We start from the raw sequence: 20,694 nt of genomic DNA, 5'->3' as shown, positions 1-20,694 counted from the left end.
ATGGCGATTAGTTCTTCGCCTTGTCGACCAGGGCACCAGCCTTGATCCAGGGCATCATGTCGCGCAGCTGCGAGCCAACGGCCTCGATCTGGTGCTCGTCGGCGAGGCGACGGGTCGCCTTGAAGCGCGAACCACCTGCCTTGATTTCCTGCATCCAGTCCGAGGTGAACTTGCCCGACTGAATGTCGTGCAGAACGCGCTTCATCTCGGCCTTGGTTTCCGAGGTGATGATGCGCGGACCGGTGACATATTCACCCCACTCGGCCGTGTTCGAGATCGAGTAGTTCATGTTGGCGATGCCGCCCTGGTAGATCAGGTCGACGATCAGCTTCACTTCGTGGAGGCACTCGAAGTAGGCCATTTCCGGAGCGTAGCCGGCTTCCACCAGCGTTTCGAAGCCAGCACGGATCAGCTCAACGAGACCGCCGCAGAGAACTGCCTGTTCGCCGAAGAGGTCGGTTTCGCACTCTTCACGGAAGTTGGTTTCGATGACGCCCGAACGGCCGCCGCCAACGCCCGATGCGTAAGCGAGAGCGATGTCGTGGGCATTGCCCGAAGCGTCGTGGTGCACGGCGATCAGGCACGGCACGCCGCCACCCTTCTGGTATTCGCCGCGAACGGTGTGGCCCGGGCCCTTCGGCGCGATCATGATCACGTCGACGGTGGACTTGGGTTCGATCAGGTTGAAGTGGACGTTGAGGCCGTGCGCGAAAGCGAGCGCTGCGCCATCACGAATGTTGGGCTCGATGTCCTTCTTGTAGATATCGGCCTGCAGTTCGTCGGGGGTCAGCAGCATGATGACGTCGGCCCAGGCGGAAGCCTCGGCAACCGACATGACCTTGAGGCCTTCGCTCTCGGCCTTCTTGGCCGACGGCGAGCCCGGACGCAGGCCAACGGCAACGTTGGTGACGCCCGAGTCGCGCAGGTTCAGCACATGGGCGTGGCCCTGCGAACCGTAACCGATGATGGCGACCTTCTTGGCCTTGATGATGTTGATGTCAGCATCACGATCGTAATAGACGCGCATGGGTATCTCCCCTCAACTGCGATTTCTTAGATATTGGCCTTAGCCCCGTAGAGGGCCAGGAACTGATCCGTCGCGGCCTTCACATCGGCTTCGATGTTGGCTTCGACATTGGATTGGGTCAGCCCCTTGTCGCCGAGGAGCAGACGGATCTGCACATCGCGGACGACGAGGCCGAAAAAGGTACGATAGGCGTCTTCGCTGGCATTGAAGCGCAGGAGCCGCGCATCGCGCGCCGCTTCCAGAATGGGCTTCAGACGGCGCCGAATGGCCAGGGGGCCATTTTCGAGGACGATATTGCCCAGGCTGTCCTTTTCCTGGGCAGCATGGGTAACGGCGGTGCGGTTGAGCGTGATCGAGACTTCGCCGACGATCGTCGTGAGTAAGTCGCGAGCGAATTGCTCAAGGCTTTCGCGGAGCACTTTCGCGCTGAGATGGCTGCGGTCGACATGGGGCATGCGCACTTTGGCCGCTTGCCACTGGACGGTCGCGGTCAGCAGGCCATCGCGGTCGCCGAACCACTTGTAGAGCGTTTCCTTGGAGCACGAGGCGCGGCGGGCCACCGCGGTCATGGTCAGGCCATCGCCGTTCTCGACCAACAGATCGAGCGCGGCCGTCAGCACCGCCTGCTGGCGGGGCGTGAAGGTCTCTTCGCTAATCTTGATGGGCAAAGGCACTGGTCGTTCCCCGCACAGCCATAGCCGAACGCTTTCGGCAATTTCCGTCCGCAGGCGTACCGTACGGTACGGTTCCGCGCAAGGGGGAATTTGGGGTTTGGAGAGGATTTTGTATGCGGCCCCGCAAAGTCCCGGTTTTTCAATACAGGGTCCCGGGTTGGGCAACGAACCGCGCGACGACTGAACCACTGAATTGAGCTGCCTTGTCGCGTGCTGATCCCACTAACCTCGGGGTTTTCGGCCACGCCACTGCGGCACCGAAGTCAGCAAGGGACCTCCCCACTCGACGAACGTTGGGAGAATGAAGTTGAATAGTGCCCGTCGAGAGGGGCAGGCTGGCCCGGGTTAGGGTTGCTCGATCGCGGCGGCGATCCCCTGCCCCACGCCGTGCATTTGGGTGCAAAAGCTCGCCGCTTTCCTATCAATGACGGCTCGCGCCCAATGCCTCCATGGCGGCGCGATGGGATGCTCGTGGAGCATAACCTCAACCGGCTCGCCGCGACGCTGAGGAATTCGCACCGGTCCTGGGCCCTTCGTATCTATCCTCAGGCGAATGGAATTGTTTTCTCCGGCTCCACAGAACGCGCAAACAACTAATTTAACAATGTCTATCGTTTTACTATACTAAAGCATCTAGCGTTCGGTCAGGCGACGTTGTTCCGTCGTAGTGCGAGCCCGGCCATGACATTTGCTCCTGAAACCGAAACAGGTCCCCTACCCAACATTCTCCCTTTGATCGCCAGCTTCGCCGACGAGCTTGCAGCCATCCGGCAAGATATCCACAAGCACCCCGAGATCGGGTTCGAGGAAGAACGGACGTCGGCCATTGTCGCCGAGAAGCTCGCTTCCTGGGGTATTGAAGTCCACCGCGGCTACGGCAAGACCGGCGTCGTGGGGCAACTCAAAGGCAAGCACGAAGGCAACCGGTCCATCGGGCTGCGGGCGGATATGGATGCGCTGCCCATGCCGGAAGAGACTGGGCTACCTTATGCCTCGGTCTATCCAGGGCGCTTCCATGGCTGCGGGCACGACGCCCATACAGCCATCCTTCTGGGCACAGCGCGCTATCTCGCCGAGACACGCGATTTCGCCGGCACCGTAAACTTCATCTTCCAGCCAGCCGAAGAGGGTCTTGGCGGCGCGCGCGCCATGATCGAGGATGGCCTGTTCACGGACTTCCCGGTCGACGAAATCTATGGTCTGCACAACTCGCCGGCCACCTATTCCAAGCCCAATCATCTTCGGGCCTCGCCGGGGACCCTGCTTGCCGGCGCCGATTTCTTTGACATCAAGCTTATCGGACGCGGCGCCCATGCCGCACACCCCGATGTAGCGCACGATCCTATCCCCGCAGCAGCGGAACTGGTTCAGGCGCTACAGACGATCGTCAGTCGCAATGTCTCGCCGACCGATCCTGCGGTGTTGTCGGTGACACGCATCGAAGCCGGTTCGGCCTACAATGTCATTCCCGAAACGGCGACCCTTGCCGGGACCGTCCGCGCCTTCTCTGACGACGTGCGCGCGACAATTCGTCAGCGGATACGCGAAATCGCCAACAGCATCGCTGCTGCCCACAACCTCAAGGCAGAAATCGACATTCGCGACATTTTCTCGGTGCTGACGAACAGCGCCGAAGCCGTGGAACACGTTGCCGCCGTGGGGCGCGAGGTGCTCGGCGCGGATCGCGTTTCGACAGAGCCCCATCGTGCCATGGGCAGCGAAGACTTCGCCGACATGCTCAAGCACGCGCCAGGTGCGTTTTTTACCCTCGGCCATCGCGGCAAGGTGGCCGCGCACAATCCAGGCTTCGTTATTGACGACGCCCTGCTGCCGGTTGGCGCGACCCTGTTCGCCCGCCTCATCGAAACGCGGCTTGCAGCCGCCTGAAACTCCACAGCCTCAGAAAGGAACTATAACCATGGCATTGGATCGTCGTACTTTCCTGCTCGCCGGCACCGCGCTCGGCGGCTCCGTTCTCCTGGGCGGGAGTGCCTTCGGGCAATCATCCAGTCCGCAGCGCGGTGGCGTTGCAACCTTCGTCGCCGTGGGCGAGCCGACAACGCTGGTGCCACTGCTCGATTCCAATACCCGCACCCGCGACATCTCCACCAAAATCCTGGAAGGACTCGTTCGGTTTGACAGCGAGTTCAATGCCCAGCCGGTCCTCGCCACAGATTGGCAGGTCTCGGAGGATGGTTTGCGGCACACCTTCAAGTTGCGTCAGGGCGTAAAGTGGCATGACGGCGCGGATTTCACCTCCGAAGACGTCAAGTTCACGCTGCTTGCCTACAAGGCCGTGGGGCCACGTGGCCGAATAACCTTTGCCAATATCAAGGAGATCGAAACGCCCGATGCGCACACGGCCATCGTGGTTCTCTCAAAGCCGACGCCCTATCTCCTGCGCGCCCTGACCGGTGGGGAAACGCCGATCCTGCCTGCACACGCCTATCCAAGCGATGACTATGCCAGCAGCGCAAATGGCAGTGCCCCAATCGGGACAGGCCCGTTCAAATTCGAGGAATGGCAGCGCGGCAGCTTTGTTCGATTGTCCCGCAATCCGGACTACTGGCAACCCGACCTGCCCTACCTCGATGGTTTCGTCGCCCGTTTCGCCAGCGACGGTGCGGCGGCGGCCGTCGCCATCGAAACCGGTGAGGCCGACTATACCACCGGCGTACCCCTGGCAGAGATCGGTCGTCTGGCTGCGTTGCCGGACATCGAAGTGGACGTCTACACCGACGCCTATCTCAACAACGCCCAGGTATTTGAGTACAAGCTCGAGAATGAAATTCTGGCGAAAACCGAGGTTCGCCACGCGCTGGCCCAGGCCATCGACCGGCAGTTCATTATCGACAATATCTACTACGGAACCGCCAAGGCCGCAGGCTCCAACATCCCCGCGGTCTTCACCGCGTACAATGACGAGGCGCCGTTCCAATATCCCTATGACCCGGCCAAGGCGGCCACTCTGCTCGACGCCGCCGGCTATCCGAAGGGCGCGGACGGCACTCGCTTTTCGCTGAAGCTGACCTTCCTGCCGGGGGACACCTTCAAGAAGACCGCAGAGTATATTCGATCATCGTTCGGCGAACTGGGCGTCAAGGTAGATATCGTCGATGGCGACCTCGCGACCTTCATCAAGCGCGTTTACACGGATCGCGATTTCGACATCAACATCAACGGCATAAGCCGCCTCTTCGACCCGACTGCCGGCGTACAACGCCTCTACTGGTCCGATGGCATCAAGAACATCTCGCCCTACGTAAATGCGGCGCACTACAACAACCCGGAAGTCGATGACCTCTTCCGCTCTGCCGCCGTGGAGGTGGACGAGACCAAGCGCGCTGAAACGTTCAAACGCATCCAGGTCATTGTCGGCAAGGAGCTGCCCAACTTCTCCATCATTGCCCTGCCCACCGTCATCGCCCGCAACGTGCGCATCAATGACATCGTTACGACGATCGATATCGCGTCGAGCGATTTGGCAAAGGCCTGGAAGCAAAGCTAGCCGACAAGCAAAGCGGCGTTGCTGGATCTCCAACGGCAACGCCGACCTCGACCAGCATCCATGGGGATGCCCCACTGTTGAGGACGACTGCGGGGCAATGGTCTGCTAACGTCAGGCCATTCCAACGCCACCGCGATCCCCTGCCCCACACCAATGCACATTGTCTCCAGAGCCCGACCGTTTCCTGAAGCATTCTGTGCGCCCTCGCCCGCATGAGTACGCTTTACACTCTGGTCGGCGGCGCAAGTGCCAAGCAGGAGATCAAAAAAAGCCGCTTCGTTGCCTTTGCGGCACCGGTTGATGATGAGGCCGCGGCCAAGGAATTCATCGCCAGGAACGCTGACGTTTCGGCGGGTCACAACTGTTTTGCCTGGCGGATTGGGCAGAGCTATCGATTCAGTGACGATGGGGAGCCAAGCGGTACGGCGGGCAAGCCTATCTTGCAGGCCATCGACGGACAGAATTTGGACCGTATCGTCGTGGTCGTGTCGCGATGGTTCGGTGGGGTATTGCTGGGGAGCGGCGGGCTTGTAAGGGCCTATGGCGGCACCGCCGCCATGTGTCTTCGCGATGCCGAGAAAGAGGCCGTCGTCGATACAGTGGCCGCGATTGTCACCTGTCCTTTTGGCGACCTCGCCCTGGTACAAGCGCGCCTTGCAGCTTGGCCGGGCGTCAGAATGGACAACCCCATGTTCGACCCGCAGGGCGCATCATGGTCGATCGCTGTTCCGCGACGCGATACCGAAGCGCTCGCACGCATGGTGGCAGACGTTTCGGCAGCGCGCGCAGAAGTCGTGCTGGTTCAGGACTGACGGACTACCAGGGCGCGGCGGGAGCTACAGGCGCGGCGCCATCCGCTGCCGTGCCCTTCCCCACACAAACGCCTTGATGGCCATCCCAGCCGCAATAGCTGAGCCGCCCATCGGCGCGTGTCCGACCGAAAGCGGCGTTCGGGGCCCCGCAATCTTCACAAAAATAGATCGGGAACTTCGCGTCCGCATTGGACGCCGGGGAGATGATCCCTTTTTCAGACTGGAATTTGGTCGGCATGCTCGGGAAGGAATCAGGCTTGGAAAGCTGAAGGTGTATCATGGGCTCGAGAGTGTGGCTGATGCATCTGACCCGAGCGCGCGCTTATTCGGCGCCGAAAACAAAAATCGCCCCGGCGAGGACCGGGGCGACATTGAGAGTGCCGAGGGCTCAAGCGCCCAGCTTTTCCCAATCGAGCACGATCTTGCCGCCGGTGCCGGAGGCCGCTTCCTCGAAGGCGGCGGCATAGTCGCTGGCGGGGCGGCGGCCGGTGATGACGCCGCGAACATCGAGGCCGCTTTCGAGCATGGCCAGCATCTTGTGCCAGGTCTCGAACATTTCGCGCCCGTAGATGCCCTTGAGGGTGATCATGCGGAAGACGATCTTGCCCAGATCAAACGGAAACGGGCGCGCCGGAATGCCGAGGAGCGCGATCTTGCCGCCCATGACCATGTGGTCGATCATCTGGTCGAGCGCAGCGGGGGCTCCGCTCATTTCGAGGCCGACGTCAAAGCCTTCGCGCATGCCGAGGCGGTTCATGGTGTCGCGAAGGTCTTCCCTGGCGACATTGACCGGAACGACATCGGCAACCTTGGCAGCCAGTTCGAGGCGCTGGGGGCTGATGTCGGTGATGACGACGTGCCGGGCGCCAACATGGCGCGCCACTGCACCGGCCATGATGCCGATGGGACCGGCGCCGGTGATCAGGACGTCCTCGCCCACGATGTCGAAGGAGAGCGCCGTATGGACCGCATTGCCGAGCGGATCGAGGATGGCGCCGATTTCATCGTCGACGCTATCGGGCAGCGGCACGACGTTGAAGGCCGGGATGCGGACGAATTCAGCAAAGGCACCGGGCAGATTGACCCCGATGCCCTTGGTATCGGGATCGAGATGGTACTTGCCGCCGCGGGCCGCGCGGCTATTGCCGCCGACCACGTGCCCCTCACCGGAGACGCGCTGGCCGATCTTGAGGCTGCGGACATTGTCGCCGATAGCGACGATCTCGCCGGCATATTCGTGGCCCGTGATCATGGAGACCGGCACGGTGCGGCTGGCCCATTCATCCCAATTGTAGATGTGCACGTCGGTGCCGCAGATGCCGGTTTTCTTGACCTTGATCAGCACATCGTCGGGCCCAATTGCAGGCACCGGGCGGTCTTCCATCCAGATGCCGCGTTCCGGCTTTGCCTTGACCAGCGCTTTCATCAGATCACTCCCAGGGCGCGGCCGGCATCGCCGAAAGCCGCAATTGCAAAATCAATGTCTTCGTCGGTCAGGGCGGCCGACATCTGCGTGCGGATGCGCGCCTTGCCCTGCGGCACGACCGGATAGAAGAAGCCGGCGACATAGACGCCGCGCGCATCAAGCTCGGCCGCCATACGCTGGGCGAGGACGGCGTCGCCGAGCATGACCGGGATGATCGGGGTCTGGCCGTCGATCAGGGTGAAGCCTGCCTGACTGAGGCCGGCGCGGAAACGGGCGGCGTGGCCGGCGAGTTTCTGGCGCAGGTCGTCGGCGTTTTCGGCGATGTCGATGGCCTTGAGCGAGCCGGCGGCGACGGCCGGGGCCAGGCTATTGGAAAAGAGGTAGGGGCGAGCGCGCTGGCGCAGCAGGTCGATGATCGGCTGGGCTGCGGCGATGAAGCCTCCCATGGAGCCGCCGAGGGTTTTGCCCAGCGTACCCGTAACAATATCGACGCCATTGCCGGCACCGGTCAGGGCCGGAGTGCCCCTGCCCTTTTCGCCGAGATGGCCGGTCGCGTGGCAATCGTCCACCGCCACGAGGGCGCCGAAGCGTTCGGCCAGGGCGCAGATTTCGGGGAGCTTGGCGACGTGGCCGTCCATGGAGAAGACGCCATCGGTGATGATGAGCTTGAAGCGGCAGCCATCGGCTTCGGCCTGCTTGAGCTGGGTTTCGAGCGCATCCATGTCGCTGGTGTCGTAGCGATAGCGGCGGGCCTTGCTCAGGCGGACGCCATCGATGATCGAGGCGTGATTGAGCGAGTCCGAGATGACAGCGTCTTCAGGGCCGAGGAGGGTTTCGAACAGCGCGCCATTGGCATCGAAGCAGGCGGCAAAAAGGATGGCATCGTCCTTGCCGAGATAGGCGGCGATGCGGCGTTCAAGTTCGCGGTGCAGGTCCTGGGTGCCGCAGATGAAGCGGACGGAGGCCATGCCGAAGCCGTGGCTATCGAGCGCGGCCGCGGCGGCCTGGCGGATTTCCGGGTGATTGGCGAGGCCGAGATAATTGTTGGCGCAGAGGTTGAGCATGGTGCGCCCGGCAACCTCGATGCGGCCGCCCTGAGGCCCGGTGATTTCACGCTCCTGCTTGCGCAGGCCGGCCGCTTCGATGTCGGACAGAACCGTCCGCACGTGTTCAAGAAAACCGCTATTCATGGCCGCGTCCTCCGCTATAATGGAATTTCCTGTATATTGGATTTGCATTTCCGTTACAATGGAATTTCGATGACCACCGACGCTCCGCCGCAACTGGGTCCCATCATTCAGGGCCAGCGCAAAGCCCGGCACCTGACGCTGGAACAACTGGCGGCCCGCTCAGGGGTTTCAAAATCGATGCTGTCGCAGATCGAGCGCGGTGATGCTAACCCGACCTTTGCGGTGCTCTGGGGGCTGACGCAGGCGTTGCAGCTTGATCTGGCCGAGCTGGTTGGCGGCGGGGTGACGCAAAAACAGTCCGAGACCATCGAGGTGGTGAGCCTTGCGCATACGCCCGAGATCCGCTCCCCCAGGGGCGACTGGACACTGCGCATTCTGAGCCCGCCAAACCTGGCGAGCCAGGTGGAATGGTATGAGGTGGAGATTGCCGCGGGACGGAGCCTTGCGAGTTCGCCGCATTCGGCCGGCACGACCGAACACCTGACGGCCTGGACGGATGGGCTGGCGGTGATATCAGGCGGTGCGCGGCAGGGGCTGATGAAGGGCGAGACGGCGCGGTATCGCGCGGACTTGCCGCATGAGATCGTCAATGAGGCAGGTGGGCCGGCGCGGGCGCTGATGGTGGTGCATTATCGGGGGTGATGGCGGCGGGTTATTGCCGCGACTTACGGAAATAGAGTTCCCGCTTTCGCGGGAATGACGCTGTGTAGGGCGCGCGTTTGGCGCGAAAACCGGCGTGTTCGCGCTTGTGAACACCCCTTACCGGCCCTCCCCGTTAAGGGGAGGGTGTTGCGTCGAGCGTGGTAGAGCTGTGACTCACACCACTTCGGGGATCCAGACCACCATGCTGCCCTGTCCGCGGTTGGCCCAGAGATAATATGGGATGGCGGTCAGGCTTGCTTCGCGTTCGGCCGGGGGCCGGGTGCGGTAGAGGCCGGCCCATTCGCCTTCGTCGATCGCCGTGGCTGGTGCCTTGAGCGTGACGACGCCGTCGAAGAGGTTTTGGTCGGTCTTCACCTCGAGGGCGGCGTCGCGCTTGATCTTGAGGCGCTGGACGCGGCCGCCGGGGTTATCGATTTCTTCGAGGCAGTAAACCAGCGGGCCACGCTTGAGAGCGACACGGCCGGCATTCATGATCACGCCCGGGTGAGAATAGAGCCGCTCGGCGGGCATGGGCAGGTCGAGCGCGATAGTGTCGCCCTTTGCCCAGGTGCGGTGGATGGTGACATAGCCCCTGTCGGCCTTGGCTTCGACCTTCTGGCCGTTCACCGAAACAATGGCGCCGTGGCACCAGCCGGGGATGCGCAGCTTGACGTCGAACGCGGCGGGCGTTTCGGGATCGACGGAAATGCGGATGTCCCCGGACCAGGGATAGTTAGAGACTTCGCGCAGGGCGACCTGTTGGCCGCCGACATCGACCGTGCTGGCAATGCCGCCATATAGATGGAAGGCCACGCCATTGTCCGAAGCGGAGAGGAAGTAGCCGCCGACCGAGGCCACGAGGCGGGACACGTTCATGGTGCAGCATGGACAGGTGTGCCAATCCCACCGGGTTGGGGTGCCGTCGCTTTCGAGCGGGTTGGCGTAGAAATAGTGCTCGCCATCGCGGCTGAGGCCGGACAGAGCGCCGTTGAACATGGCGAGTTCGAGGATGTCGGCATATTTGCCGTCGAGATCGAGATGGAGCATGCGCTGGGCCCAGAAGATCAGGGCGACGGAGGCGCAGGTCTCGGCATAGGCGGTCTGGTTGGGCAGGTCGAAATCGTGGGTGAAACCCTCGTTGTGCGCTGAGGGGCCGAGGCCCGCGGTCACGTACATCTTGGTTTCCATGACGTCGTCCCAGAGCACTTCGCAGGCGCGCTTGAGGGCCGGATCGTTGAGTTCGGCGGCGAGGTCGGCCATGGCGGTGTAGAGATACATGGCGCGCACGGCGTGACCGACGACCTTCTCCTGGTCGCGAACAGGCTTGTGGCTCTGCGAGTATTCGTAATTGGCGAACACGTAGCGCTGCTTCGCGTCCCCGCCCTCCCGGGCTTCGCGTTCGATGTCGAAGTAGTGCGGGTCGGTGCGGCCGCGCTCGTTGATCATGTAGGCAGCGAAGTCGAGGTGCTTCTTCTCGCCGGTGAGGTAGTAGAGCTTCATCAGGGCAAGCTCGATTTCCTCGTGGCCATCATAGCCACGCTTCTTGCCGGGCTCGGTGCCGAAGGTGGAATAGATGTGGTCGAGGTAGCGCTCCATGATGTCGAGGAAGCGTCGCCGGCCGGTTACCTGAAAATAGGCCACCGCACCTTCGAGGAGGTGTCCGGCATTGTACATCTCGTGGTTGTCGCGCAGGTTGGTCCAGCGGTTTTCGGGTTCGCGGCCAAGGTACCAGCAGTTGAGGTAGCCGTCGGGCGCCTGGGCCTTTTCGAGATCGTCCACCGCCGCTTCGATCTTGGCTTCGATATCGGCATCGCGGCGATGGGCCAGCGCGTAGCTGGCCGCCTCGATCCACTTACCGACATCGCTATCCCAGAAGACCTGCACGGTGAAACCATTGCTGTGGCGCGGGAAGCGCAGCGGCGGGGGTGGATTGTGCAGTTTCAGCGAGTCGAGGATGCCGTATTCGCCGAGCTTCTTGTGCTGGCTGGGAACGGTGCGATCGAGCACGGTTTCGAGCCGCTCATGCCAGAATTTTCCTTCAAGTCGAACGGCCGGAAACGGGATGGGAGCGTAGCGTGACATGAGAAAACCTTTTCGCTTTCGAAGCAAAGAGAAGACTGTGTTTGCCGGTGCCCCTCCCCCTCGGCATCCCGGCTGTGGCGGGGACGACGAGGGGTGGGCGGAGTGGGATTGGGGCTAGATGCGCGCGCCGGTTTGCGGATCGAAGAGGTGGACGAGGGCGGGGTCGATCTCAAGGCCGACGCGGTCACCGACGGCGACGGAGGACCGGTCGGTCTGGACCACCTGCAGGCGGTCGTCCCTGGACCCGAGATAGGTCGCAGAGCCGGTCGACTCGACGTTACCGACTTCGACGTGGAAGTCTGCCGGCCCCTGAGCGATGCGCAGGTGCTCGGGGCGGAGGCCGGCGATGACCTGGCGGTTGGGCTCGGCGGGCTTGCCGAGGGCAATGCGTTCGCCGCCGGCGAGGACGACGCTGCCGCCATCTTCGGACACGGTGCCATCGAGGAAATTCATTGCCGGCGAGCCGATGAAGCCGGCGACGAAGCGATTGACCGGGTGATCGTAAAGGTCGAGCGGCCTGCCCTGCTGCTCGATGATGCCATCGCGCATGACGACAACCCAATCGGCCATGGTCATGGCCTCGATCTGGTCATGGGTAACATAGACCGAGGTGGCGCCGAGCCGATCATGGAGGGCGCGGATTTCCTTGCGCATCTGCACGCGGAGGGCGGCATCGAGGTTGGAGAGCGGTTCGTCGAAGAGGAAGGCCTTGGGATTGCGGATGATGGCGCGGCCCATGGCGACGCGCTGCCGCTGGCCGCCCGAGAGCTGGCGGGGATACCGCGGCAACAGCGCGGAGAGACCGGTCGTGGCCGCGACCTCGGCCGCCTTGGCCTTGGCCTCAGCCTTACCCACGCCGTGAAGGCGGAGGGAATAGGTGAGGTTTTCTTCCACGGTCATATGCGGATAGAGCGCGTAGGACTGGAACACCATGGCGATGTCGCGGTGGCGGGGCGGCACGCCGGTCATTGCCTTGCCGGCGATATGCAGGTCGCCGGAGGTGATGGTTTCGAGCCCGGCGATGGACCGCAGCAGTGTGGACTTGCCGCAGCCCGAGGGGCCGACCAGGGCAACAAAACTCCCCTTCTCGATCGAGAGGCTGACCTTCTTGAGCGCATGAAAGGCGCCGTAGTGCTTGTCGATATTCTTGAGTTCGATCTGGGCGGTCATTTGAGCGCTCCCGAGGTGAGGCCGGAGACAATGCGGCGCTGCAGCAGGACGAAAACGGCGAGGATCGGCGTCACGTAGATCGCCGAATAGGCCATGATGGAGTTCCAGTCGGTCGAGTTGGGCCCGAGGAAGCCGGAGAGACCGACGCTGGCGGGCTGCAAGGCCGGATCCTGGATGATCGACTTGGAATAGATGTACTCGCCGAACGAGCTCATGAAGGTGAGGATGGCGCAGACAAGGATGCCGTTTCGCGCCAGCGGCAAGACGATGGAGAAGAAAGCGCCGACGCGCGAATTGCCATCGACGAGCGCGGCTTCCTCGAGTTCACGCGGCACGGTCATGAAGGTGGCGCGCACGAGGACGACGAAGAAGGGCATGGCCTTTGCCGCCGCCGCCAGCACCACGGCCGAGCGCGGGAAGCTCAGAAGCCCCAACTGGCTGAAGGCGACGAAGAGCGGCGTCACCATGACAGATGCGGGCAGCACCTGCAGCATCAGCACCGAGAAAAGGCCGATATCGACCCAGACGCTTCGATACCGCGCCAGCACATAGGCGCAGCCTGTGCCGAAGATGACTGTGATGGCCGTGACCCCGGCCGCGATCAGCGTCGAGTTCCAGAGGAACACGTGCATGGTTCGCCGGGTCCAGACATTGGGATAGATCGACAGGTCGATCTCCCGCGGCCAGAACGTGGGCGGATTGGCAAAGATCTCCGAACCCGATTTGAAGCTCGTGATGTACATCCAGTAGAGCGGGAAGAGATAAACCGCTGCCAGACCGAGGGCGACGGCAACGAGCAGCCATTGGATATAGGGCCGGGTCATCCGCGCACCTCATGGCGGGTCGAGCGCACGTAGATGATCGAGGCGATCAAAACGAGGATCAGCATCATCACGGAAATCGTGGCGCCCTTGGCGAAATCGTAGAGCTTGAAACTCATCTGCCAGGACCAGAATTGAGCGACCGTCGAAGTATTGGCGGGGCCGCCTTCGGTAATCGCGGGGAAAAGGTCGAACTGCTGCAGGGTGCCGATAAGACCCAGCGAGAGCACGGCGCCGATGGTTGAACGCATCATCGGCAGGGTGATGGTCCAGAAGCGTTGGAAGGCGTTGGCGCCATCGAGTTCGGCGGCCTCGTAGAGATCGCGCGGGATAGCGGCGAGGCCGACCGAGAGCAGCAGCATGTTGAAGGCGAGGCCAAGCCAGATATTGGCAATGACCACCGCCCAGATGGAAAAGGCCGGGTCCGACTTCCAGAAGATATTGGAGCTGATGACCCCGAAATTCTTGAGGATGGTGTTGAGCACGCCGAAGTCGCCGGCGAGAATCCAGCTCCAGATGGCCCCAACCACGAGGCCCGGCATCACCCACGAGACAAGGAACAGGCCGCGAATAGTCGATGCGCCCGGAAAATTCTGCGCGAAGAACAGCGCCAGTGCGAAACCGATGACGAACTGGCCGCCCATCGAGAAGAAGACGAAGATGAAGGTGTTTTTCGCCACCAGCCAGAACGCCGGTTCGCGCACCACATCGATATAGTTCTGGAAGCCGGCCCATGGCCGGATCAACGAGCCCAGGGTGAACATGTCCACCTGCTGAAAGCTCATCAGCACGTTGTAAATCAGCGGCAGGCCAGCCATGGCGATGAGAAACACCATCGCCGCACCCACAAGCAGAATATCGAATCCCGCGCCATCGCGCAGGGAACCCAAAAATCGTCGCATAAGACCTCCAGACCAGACCGTTCTCGTCGGGCGCGAAGCGCCACCTCCTCCTCTCGAGGGAGAGGTCGGATGGCGCGGCGATCCGGGTGAAGGGCCTTTGTGCCAAGGGTGCCGAAGGCCCCTCACCCGCCGCTTCGCGTCGACCTCTCCCCCGGAGGGAGAGGTGGAGTCGGCCTAACCGGCCGACTCCTGACAAAAGCCGCCTTACTTCCCGAGAATGCCGTCGATGGTGGTCTGCGCCTGGTTCAGCGCATCCTTGGACGACATCTGGCCGGTCAGCGCCTGCTGCATGGCGTCATAGATGGCCTTGGAGATCTTCTGCCATTCCGGGTGCGGACCGCGCGGCTGGGCGTACTGGAGCTGTTCGAGGAACACCTTCAGCGCCGCGTCCTTTTTCTCGACGCCGGTCACGGGCAGTTCGATATCGCTGCGTGCCGGAATGGAACCGAATTCTGCAAAGATCCGGTTGTCCTGGCTGGCAAAGTATTCGAGCGCGCGGAAGGCTTCGTCCGGGTGCTTGGTGGTCGACATGATGCCCCAGTCGAACCCGCCGAGAGCGGAGGAGCGTTCGCCGCCTTCGGTGATGGTCGGCAACAGAGCCACGCCCCAGTCGAACTTGGCGTCTTCCACCATACGATCGACTTCCCACGGGCCAGAAATAGCCATGGCGGCATTGCCAGAGTTGAAGGTGCCGGTGGAGTCCCACTGACCGAGGCTCAGCACGTCCTTGGACGCCCAGCCGTTGTCGACCATCTTCTTCCAAAGATCGAGCACTTCGGCCGCGCCGTCGGTGTTCACGTGGTCATAGCCACCACCCGACATCTGGATGATCGGCAGGAACTGGAACGTGCCTTCTTCACCCGCGCGGGCCGAGAAGGTTGCGCCATATACGTTGTTGGCCGGATCGGTCAGCTTTTCGGCATATTCGGTCAGCTGCGCCCAGGTCTTCGGCGGCTCGGTGATCCCGGCCTTGGCGAAGAGGTCCTTGTTGTAGAACACGCCGATCGTGTCGGTATATTTCGGAATGCCGAACAGCTTCCCGTCCCAAGAAACCGAATTCAGCGGGCCCGCAAAATAGTTGTCGGCCTTGATCACGCTCGAATTGGCGATCCGGTCGGTAATATCGAGCATGGCACCGCGCGACGAGAACAGCGCGAAATCGGGATTGTCGAAGGACACGATGTCGGGGGCATTGCCCGTTGCGAAGGCGCGCAGCGTTTCGTTGACGAGATCGTCGAACGGAATGGCGCGATATTCGACGACGATGTCGTCATTGGCCTCGTCGAATTCCTTCGAGAAGGTATCGGCGATACCGACGCGGTCCACCCCGTCGATCGACCAGATTTTCAGCGTCACCTGCGCGAAGGCAGGCGTCGCCAGGCTCATTGCACCAAGGCTCACAGCAGCAAGAAGGCCGGCAAAATGCAGTTTCATGTACTTCCTCCCTAGCGGCACAATCGCCGCAAAAATGCTGCGCGGGGCCCTCCTGCCCCAGGCAGCGGTTAGTCGGCGGCGGTAGCGAGACCTCCGCGACGTTCGGTAACCGCGGCGTCGCCACCGCTGGATTGTCTGATGACGAGCCGGCACGGCAGTTTCCGCACGCCGGGCTCCACGGGCTTGCCCTCGGCAAGCTCCAGCACAAGCCGTCCGGCCTCGCGGCCGATGGCTTCCAAATTCATATCCACCGAGGTCAGCGGCGGCCGGGTCTGGCTGGCGACAATCTCCCAATTGTCAAAGCCAACCACCGAGACACTTTCGGGCACTTTTATGCCGCGCTCGCGCAAGGCATCGACGACGCCGCGGGCGATCTGGTCGTTGCCGCAGAAGACCGCGTCTGGGTGTTCGCCATCGGTGCCCCAGAGTTCTGCTACGGCTTCATGGCCCCAGCTTTCGGACCAGGTGCCGTAGAGCACCCTGCCCTCGCCGCCGATGACGGCGCGGTAGGCGGAAGCGCGCTCCCTGACCGAGGCAAAGGTTTCAGGACCCGTAACATGGACGACACGCTTTCTGTCGTGAGCCAGCAGGTGTTCGACCGCCTCGGTGGACCCCTGAAAGTCGTCGGAAACCAGGGTTACCGAGCCTTCTTGCCCCTCGGTGAAGGCATAGACCACCGGAACCGGCAGGTCGCTGAGATCGACGGGCAGACGCCGGTCGATGCGTTTTCCCGAAGCGATGATGCCATCGACCTGCTTATCGAGCATGGCATCGAGATGCACGCGGCCCAAGGCAGGATCGTCCTCAATGCCACAGAGGAAGACAGACACGCCGCGATCAACGAGCGCCGCGGAAATGCCGGCCATGACCGGCAGTGTGAAGCGGCCATAGGTATCGTTGGTCAAAAGGCCGATAGTGAAGCTGCGCTTCTGGATCAGGCCGCGCGCCATGGCATTGGGCCGGAAGCCGAGTTCTGTCGCTGCCGCCTTGACGCGATTGCGCGTTTCCTCGGTCATCCGCCCGGTATCGTTGAGCGCCTTGGAGGCCGTGGCGACGCTGACCTCGGCAAGGCGCGCGACGTCGTAAATACGAACCCTTCCTCCTCCAGCGTTCATACAAACCTCCTTAGGAAACCGTTTTCTCACGCAGAGAAAACCTTATTCTTGACCTCGTCAAGATAAGTCATACTTTTATGCGGTCACGAATTCTCCGCCGCGGCTGGACTTGAGATAGTTGAGCGCGTGGACCTGACCGGTCATTTCGAGATCGTCGCGATAGACCGGATCATGCCAGCCCTCGATGTCGATCGAACCCTGGTAGCCGGCGAGGCGAAGCTCAGAGATAACGTCCGTCCAATTGGTGTCGCCGAAGCCCGGCGTGCGCATGAAGACGAAGGGCACCTTGCCGAAGACGCCGTGCTCGCGGATGACGTCCCAGCGGATGGTCGCGTCCTTGCCGTGAACATGGAAGAATTTGTGCGCCCATTTGCGGATCTGCGGGATCGGATCGATCAGGTAGACCATCTGGTGGCAGGGCTCCCACTCGAGCCCGATATTGTCGTCCGGGGTTTCGTTGAACATCAGCTCCCAGGCGTCGGGATTGTGCGCGATGTTCCAGTCGCCGGTCTGCCAATTGCCGTCCATGGCGCAGTTCTCGAAGGCGATCTTGACGCCTTTGTCGGCGGCGCGCTTGGCGAGTTCGGACCAGACTTCCTTGTAGCGCGGGAGGCTATCAGTCAGCATCTTGTTACGAATGCGCCCGGTAAAGCCGGCGACGCAGGTGGCGCCGAAGTGATGGGCGTTGTCGATGCAATCCTTCCAGCCCTGCAGGGTCTGGCGATCCAGCTCCTGATCTTCCAGCGGATTGCCGAACATGCCGATGGTCGAGATGGTGATGTCGCGATCGCCAATGGCCTCGCGGCAGCGCTTGCCCAGGTCGGCAAGGTCCTGGCCGTTGGTCGTCTGCCAGAAGAAGGGTTCGAAGCTTTCGAAGCCCAGGTCGGCGATTTCCCCGATGCGGGTGGCCGCCTGGCCGCCCGAGGCGCTGATCATGGTGCCGATACGAATGGACTTGGCGGGATTGGTCACGGGAAAAACCTAAGCTGAAATGAGAACACGTTGCCCGAGGCGGGCGCTTTCGATGGCGGCGAAGACCATGGCGAGGCTTTTGATGTTGTCGCTGCCGGCGGTTTCAGGCTCCGTGCCGGCCTCGATGGCGGCAAGGAAGTCAGCGATCACGCTGGCATGGCCCTCGGTCTTGGTGGTGTCGGGCATGTCGGGAATGTCCAGCATCTCAAGGGGCCGGAAGAAGCCGGTGTCGCCGGAGACCTGATGGGCTTCGAAGCGATCATAGCCATCCCAGAGGAGCGTGCCGCGCGTACCGACGATGCGCCAGGCGGCCTCCCAGCTGGTATTGGCGCCCTCGGCGCTCCAACTGCCGCGATAGTTGAAGACGATGTCGTCTTCGAATTCGAAGATGGCATTGGCGGCGGCGCCATGGGCGTACCACGAGCCGCGCGGATTGGTTTCGAGGCAGTAGACCGCCCTGGGCGCCGTGCCGGCCATGAAGCGGGCGGCGTCGAGCGTGTGGATAGCCATGTCGAGCAACAGGACGTTGCGCATTTCCTCGCGAAAGCCGCCGAAGTGGGAGCCGACGAAGAAGTCGCAATTGAGCGAGGTCACCTGCCCCAGCGCGCCGCTCTCGATCAGTTGACGGATGCGGCGGATGCCGGGGACAAAACGGCGGTTCTGGACCACCGCGTGGAGACGCCCGGCGGCCTTGGCCTCGAACACCATTTCGCGGGCGGCCTCGAGCGTCGGCGCCATCGGCTTTTCGGTGAGGACGTGGCAGCCATGGCGCAGGCCGGTCGCAACAAGAGCCGGCCGAGCTGCCGGGACGACGACGTCGAACAGCAGATCGGGACTGGTCTGAGCCAGGACGGCTTCGAGATCGGTGCCGATCAGAACGTCATCGAGAGCGAACTCGGCCGCACGCGCTTCGGCCACCTTGCGGTCGAGATCGACGACGCCGACGACCTTTACCCGCCCCTTGAGCAAGGGGTGCGTGGTCAGGGCTTCGAGCCAGCCTTTGGACATGGCTCCGCAACCCGCAAGAACGGCTGTGAACTGCACCGAAAACCCTCCCCGCAACGGACCGGCTGCATTTGGTACAGCTTCAAGGGCCTCGTTACCGTAAACGTTTACGACGCTACAATTGAGATGAAATCCGTGTCAAGACGGTTCCGTAAACGTTTTTGGTGACTGTTGAGAACGATCTGGGCGACGCGTTTTCGTGCGGATGGAAACGACAGACAGGGCCTTGAGATCATTCGCCATTTGGGCGAACAGTGAGGCGCTGCGGCACGCATCTTTGGGGGACGGATGAAGGGCATCAGGCGCCTGGCGCAGGATCTGAACATTTCGATCGGCACGGTTTCACGCGCGCTCAATGGGCGGAGCGATGTCAGCGAGGACACGCGCCGCCGCGTGCTCGAGGCAGCGGCGGAGATGGGCTATGTGCCCAACCAGGCCGGGCGCAGCCTTCGCCAAGGCAGCACCAATGCCATCGGGTTCATGATCGAGCTTGGTGCCGACATCAACAGCAATAGCGACACGTTCTTCATGGGCGTGTTCGACGGGGTGCAATCGGTGCTTACGCGGCATCACCTCGACTTGGTGGCCCTGCCCTGCCCGACCGACGAAAACCCATCGGTCTATCTGCAGCGCATGATCGGGCGGCGGCTGGTCGACGGGCTGATCATCTCGGCGACGCATCGCAAGGATTCGCGTATCGACCTTTTGACCAAGGCGCGCATTCCCTTCATTGCGCTGGGCCGGTCGATGACGAGCGGCGACTATCCCTGGATCGACCTTGATTTCGACGGGGTGGCCCGCCGGGGCATCGATCGTCTCGTGGCGGCCGGGCATAGCCGCATTGCCGCGGCCGTGCCGAGCAATGACATCAATCTCGGCTTCGTTTTCCTCGACGGATACAAGGCGGCGCTGAAGCGCCACGGGCTACCGCTCGATCCTGCGCTGATCATGCGCGTGCCATCTTCGGAGCTGGGTGGCTATCAGTTGGGGCGCGATATCCTCGCGATGAAGGACAGGCCCACCGCGATCATCCTCAACTATGAGTTGCTGGCGCTCGGCATTTATCGCCAGCTGGCCGAGGCTGGCCTGCAGCCGGGACGCGATCTCGCCATCGTTGGGTTCCGCGAAAACCCCGTGTCGCGCTTCATGTCGCCGCGGCTGACCTGTTTCCGGGTGTCGCTGCGGGACCTCGGCATTGCGCTGGGGGAATCGCTGCTCGCAACCATGCCGGCCTATGCCGAAGCCTATCCGCTGGGGATGGTGCAACGGATATGGCCGATGGAGCTGGTTCCGGGGGAAAGCGACGTCGGATAGCCGCCACCGCCCTGCCCATCAGGCAGGGAACGGGATGAGCGGCGTATCGGCGCGCAAATAAAGCGGGTGCTTGGGCGAGCCGTCGGCGTTAGTGCCAAAGCACCAGAGATCGAGGTTATCGCTACGGAGAGCTGCAACCAGCTCGCGGCCGGCCGGCGCGAGGGCCTTGTTGAGCTTGCCGTGGCAGAGGACGATGCGCCCAGCCCCATTCGCCGCCTGGCGGATGGCGGGGATATTGGCCGGAGAGACGGCGACCACGCCGGGCTGAATCAGCATTTTGGGGTCGGTGGCGCGGTAGTCGCCGACATTGCATTTGACCATGGCGGAAAAACCTTCGCGGCGGGCGAAGGTCCATTCGCGGGCGCAGGTTGGGTCGTCAACCGTGGCATCGGCAGTGGAGGGATTCATGCCGATGAAGAGGATGTAGTTCTCCGGGAAGGCATCGCCCAGCCAGCGGCGCATGAGCTGGCGGTAGCGGCCATCTTCGCTCATGACCGCATCGCCGTGGACGCCGGCGCCAAGGCGCAGGCGCACCTTGCCGCCGGGATCGTGGGCGGTGTCATCGCCCAGGTCTAGCGAGGTCTGGCTCATGCCGTGAGA

At 62.4% G+C, this 20,694-nt stretch carries 18 protein-coding genes; 5 read left to right on the top strand and 13 right to left on the bottom strand.

The window, feature by feature from the left end:
• Positions 1-7: 7 nt before the first annotated feature.
• Together ilvC and J0I64_RS09570 are read right to left on the bottom strand one after the other, a co-directional pair.
• Positions 8-1,027 (bottom strand): ketol-acid reductoisomerase, encoded by a 1,020-nt coding sequence (ilvC, locus tag J0I64_RS09575; protein WP_291407527.1) that lies wholly within the window; start codon positions 1,025-1,027, stop codon positions 8-10.
• Positions 1,028-1,053: 26 nt separating this feature from the next.
• Positions 1,054-1,701: a TetR/AcrR family transcriptional regulator gene (locus tag J0I64_RS09570; protein ID WP_291407525.1), complete on the bottom strand. Its 648-nt coding sequence runs from the start codon at positions 1,699-1,701 to the stop codon at positions 1,054-1,056.
• A 681-nt stretch (positions 1,702-2,382) separates the two neighbouring features.
• Here J0I64_RS09570 and J0I64_RS09565 point away from each other — a divergent pair.
• From J0I64_RS09565 to J0I64_RS09555, 3 genes are all read left to right on the top strand, one after another.
• On the top strand, positions 2,383-3,588 hold the full coding sequence (locus J0I64_RS09565) for a M20 aminoacylase family protein (RefSeq protein ID WP_291407523.1): 1,206 nt from the start codon (positions 2,383-2,385) through the stop codon (positions 3,586-3,588).
• A gap of 31 nt (positions 3,589-3,619) precedes the next feature.
• A complete protein-coding gene (locus tag J0I64_RS09560; protein ID WP_291407521.1) occupies positions 3,620-5,209 on the top strand; it encodes an ABC transporter substrate-binding protein in 1,590 nt (529 codons plus the stop codon).
• 212 nt (positions 5,210-5,421) lie between these two features.
• The gene (locus J0I64_RS09555) at positions 5,422-6,021 is read left to right on the top strand and encodes a YigZ family protein (protein WP_291407520.1); all 600 of its coding nucleotides are present in this window, start codon (positions 5,422-5,424) and stop codon (positions 6,019-6,021) included.
• 388 nt (positions 6,022-6,409) lie between these two features.
• Here the strand turns inward: J0I64_RS09555 and tdh are convergent, their stop codons facing one another.
• Both tdh and J0I64_RS09545 read right to left on the bottom strand, forming a co-directional pair.
• Complete coding sequence (gene tdh, locus J0I64_RS09550) at positions 6,410-7,447, bottom strand: L-threonine 3-dehydrogenase (protein WP_291407518.1); 1,038 nt, start codon at positions 7,445-7,447, stop codon at positions 6,410-6,412.
• Positions 7,447-8,637, bottom strand: coding sequence for a glycine C-acetyltransferase (locus J0I64_RS09545; protein WP_291407516.1), 1,191 nt, complete (start codon positions 8,635-8,637; stop codon positions 7,447-7,449). The genes tdh and J0I64_RS09545 overlap by 1 nt, the downstream gene beginning before the upstream one ends.
• A 69-nt stretch (positions 8,638-8,706) precedes the next feature.
• On the opposite strand from J0I64_RS09545, the gene J0I64_RS09540 reads away from it, so the two are divergent.
• Positions 8,707-9,279 (top strand): XRE family transcriptional regulator, encoded by a 573-nt coding sequence (locus J0I64_RS09540; protein WP_291407514.1) that lies wholly within the window; start codon positions 8,707-8,709, stop codon positions 9,277-9,279.
• A 174-nt stretch (positions 9,280-9,453) separates the two neighbouring features.
• Here the strand turns inward: J0I64_RS09540 and J0I64_RS09535 are convergent, their stop codons facing one another.
• From J0I64_RS09535 to J0I64_RS09500, 8 genes are all read right to left on the bottom strand, one after another.
• Positions 9,454-11,361 carry a beta-L-arabinofuranosidase domain-containing protein gene (locus J0I64_RS09535; protein WP_291407512.1) on the bottom strand — a complete coding sequence of 636 codons (1,908 nt, stop codon included), beginning with the start codon at positions 11,359-11,361 and terminating at the stop codon, positions 9,454-9,456.
• Positions 11,362-11,475: 114 nt separating this feature from the next.
• A complete protein-coding gene (gene ugpC, locus J0I64_RS09530) occupies positions 11,476-12,531 on the bottom strand; it encodes a sn-glycerol-3-phosphate ABC transporter ATP-binding protein UgpC (protein ID WP_291407510.1) in 1,056 nt (351 codons plus the stop codon).
• On the bottom strand, positions 12,528-13,355 hold the full coding sequence (locus tag J0I64_RS09525; RefSeq protein WP_291407507.1) for a carbohydrate ABC transporter permease: 828 nt from the start codon (positions 13,353-13,355) through the stop codon (positions 12,528-12,530). The genes ugpC and J0I64_RS09525 overlap by 4 nt, the downstream gene beginning before the upstream one ends.
• Complete coding sequence (locus J0I64_RS09520) at positions 13,352-14,254, bottom strand: carbohydrate ABC transporter permease (protein ID WP_291407505.1); 903 nt, start codon at positions 14,252-14,254, stop codon at positions 13,352-13,354. The genes J0I64_RS09525 and J0I64_RS09520 overlap by 4 nt, the downstream gene beginning before the upstream one ends.
• Before the next feature lie 204 nt (positions 14,255-14,458).
• Positions 14,459-15,688: a sugar ABC transporter substrate-binding protein gene (locus J0I64_RS09515; RefSeq protein ID WP_291407503.1), complete on the bottom strand. Its 1,230-nt coding sequence runs from the start codon at positions 15,686-15,688 to the stop codon at positions 14,459-14,461.
• A 68-nt stretch (positions 15,689-15,756) separates the two neighbouring features.
• Positions 15,757-16,803 (bottom strand): LacI family DNA-binding transcriptional regulator, encoded by a 1,047-nt coding sequence (locus J0I64_RS09510; RefSeq protein ID WP_291407501.1) that lies wholly within the window; start codon positions 16,801-16,803, stop codon positions 15,757-15,759.
• 75 nt (positions 16,804-16,878) lie between these two features.
• Complete coding sequence (locus J0I64_RS09505; RefSeq protein ID WP_291407498.1) at positions 16,879-17,775, bottom strand: sugar phosphate isomerase/epimerase; 897 nt, start codon at positions 17,773-17,775, stop codon at positions 16,879-16,881.
• 9 nt (positions 17,776-17,784) lie between these two features.
• The gene (locus J0I64_RS09500; RefSeq protein WP_291407496.1) at positions 17,785-18,819 is read right to left on the bottom strand and encodes a Gfo/Idh/MocA family oxidoreductase; all 1,035 of its coding nucleotides are present in this window, start codon (positions 18,817-18,819) and stop codon (positions 17,785-17,787) included.
• Between the two features lie 249 nt (positions 18,820-19,068).
• Here J0I64_RS09500 and J0I64_RS09495 point away from each other — a divergent pair, with 249 nt between their 5' ends.
• Positions 19,069-20,094, top strand: coding sequence for a LacI family DNA-binding transcriptional regulator (locus J0I64_RS09495; RefSeq protein WP_291407494.1), 1,026 nt, complete (start codon positions 19,069-19,071; stop codon positions 20,092-20,094).
• A gap of 18 nt (positions 20,095-20,112) precedes the next feature.
• Here J0I64_RS09495 and J0I64_RS09490 read toward each other — a convergent pair.
• Positions 20,113-20,694, bottom strand: a 582-nt coding sequence (locus J0I64_RS09490) for a DUF1643 domain-containing protein (protein ID WP_291407492.1), incomplete at its 5' end; no start/stop codon positions are given.

Source organism: Devosia sp. (genome assembly GCF_017307565.1).
GTDB lineage: Bacteria > Pseudomonadota > Alphaproteobacteria > Rhizobiales > Devosiaceae > Devosia.
This window is presented reverse-complemented; position numbering and strand designations above follow the sequence as displayed.

Coding starts and splice junctions, on each gene's coding strand:
- tdh (WP_291407518.1), bottom strand. CDS start 7,447: ATGAAAGCGCTGGTCAAGGCAAAGCCGGAACGCGGCATCTGGATGGAA.
- J0I64_RS09535 (WP_291407512.1), bottom strand. CDS start 11,361: ATGTCACGCTACGCTCCCATCCCGTTTCCGGCCGTTCGACTTGAAGGA.
- ugpC (WP_291407510.1), bottom strand. CDS start 12,531: ATGACCGCCCAGATCGAACTCAAGAATATCGACAAGCACTACGGCGCC.
- J0I64_RS09560 (WP_291407521.1), top strand. CDS start 3,620: ATGGCATTGGATCGTCGTACTTTCCTGCTCGCCGGCACCGCGCTCGGC.
- J0I64_RS09555 (WP_291407520.1), top strand. CDS start 5,422: ATGAGTACGCTTTACACTCTGGTCGGCGGCGCAAGTGCCAAGCAGGAG.
- J0I64_RS09520 (WP_291407505.1), bottom strand. CDS start 14,254: ATGCGACGATTTTTGGGTTCCCTGCGCGATGGCGCGGGATTCGATATT.
- J0I64_RS09510 (WP_291407501.1), bottom strand. CDS start 16,803: ATGAACGCTGGAGGAGGAAGGGTTCGTATTTACGACGTCGCGCGCCTT.
- J0I64_RS09525 (WP_291407507.1), bottom strand. CDS start 13,355: ATGACCCGGCCCTATATCCAATGGCTGCTCGTTGCCGTCGCCCTCGGT.
- J0I64_RS09565 (WP_291407523.1), top strand. CDS start 2,383: ATGACATTTGCTCCTGAAACCGAAACAGGTCCCCTACCCAACATTCTC.
- J0I64_RS09495 (WP_291407494.1), top strand. CDS start 19,069: ATGAAGGGCATCAGGCGCCTGGCGCAGGATCTGAACATTTCGATCGGC.
- J0I64_RS09515 (WP_291407503.1), bottom strand. CDS start 15,688: ATGAAACTGCATTTTGCCGGCCTTCTTGCTGCTGTGAGCCTTGGTGCA.
- J0I64_RS09545 (WP_291407516.1), bottom strand. CDS start 8,637: ATGAATAGCGGTTTTCTTGAACACGTGCGGACGGTTCTGTCCGACATC.
- J0I64_RS09540 (WP_291407514.1), top strand. CDS start 8,707: ATGACCACCGACGCTCCGCCGCAACTGGGTCCCATCATTCAGGGCCAG.
- ilvC (WP_291407527.1), bottom strand. CDS start 1,027: ATGCGCGTCTATTACGATCGTGATGCTGACATCAACATCATCAAGGCC.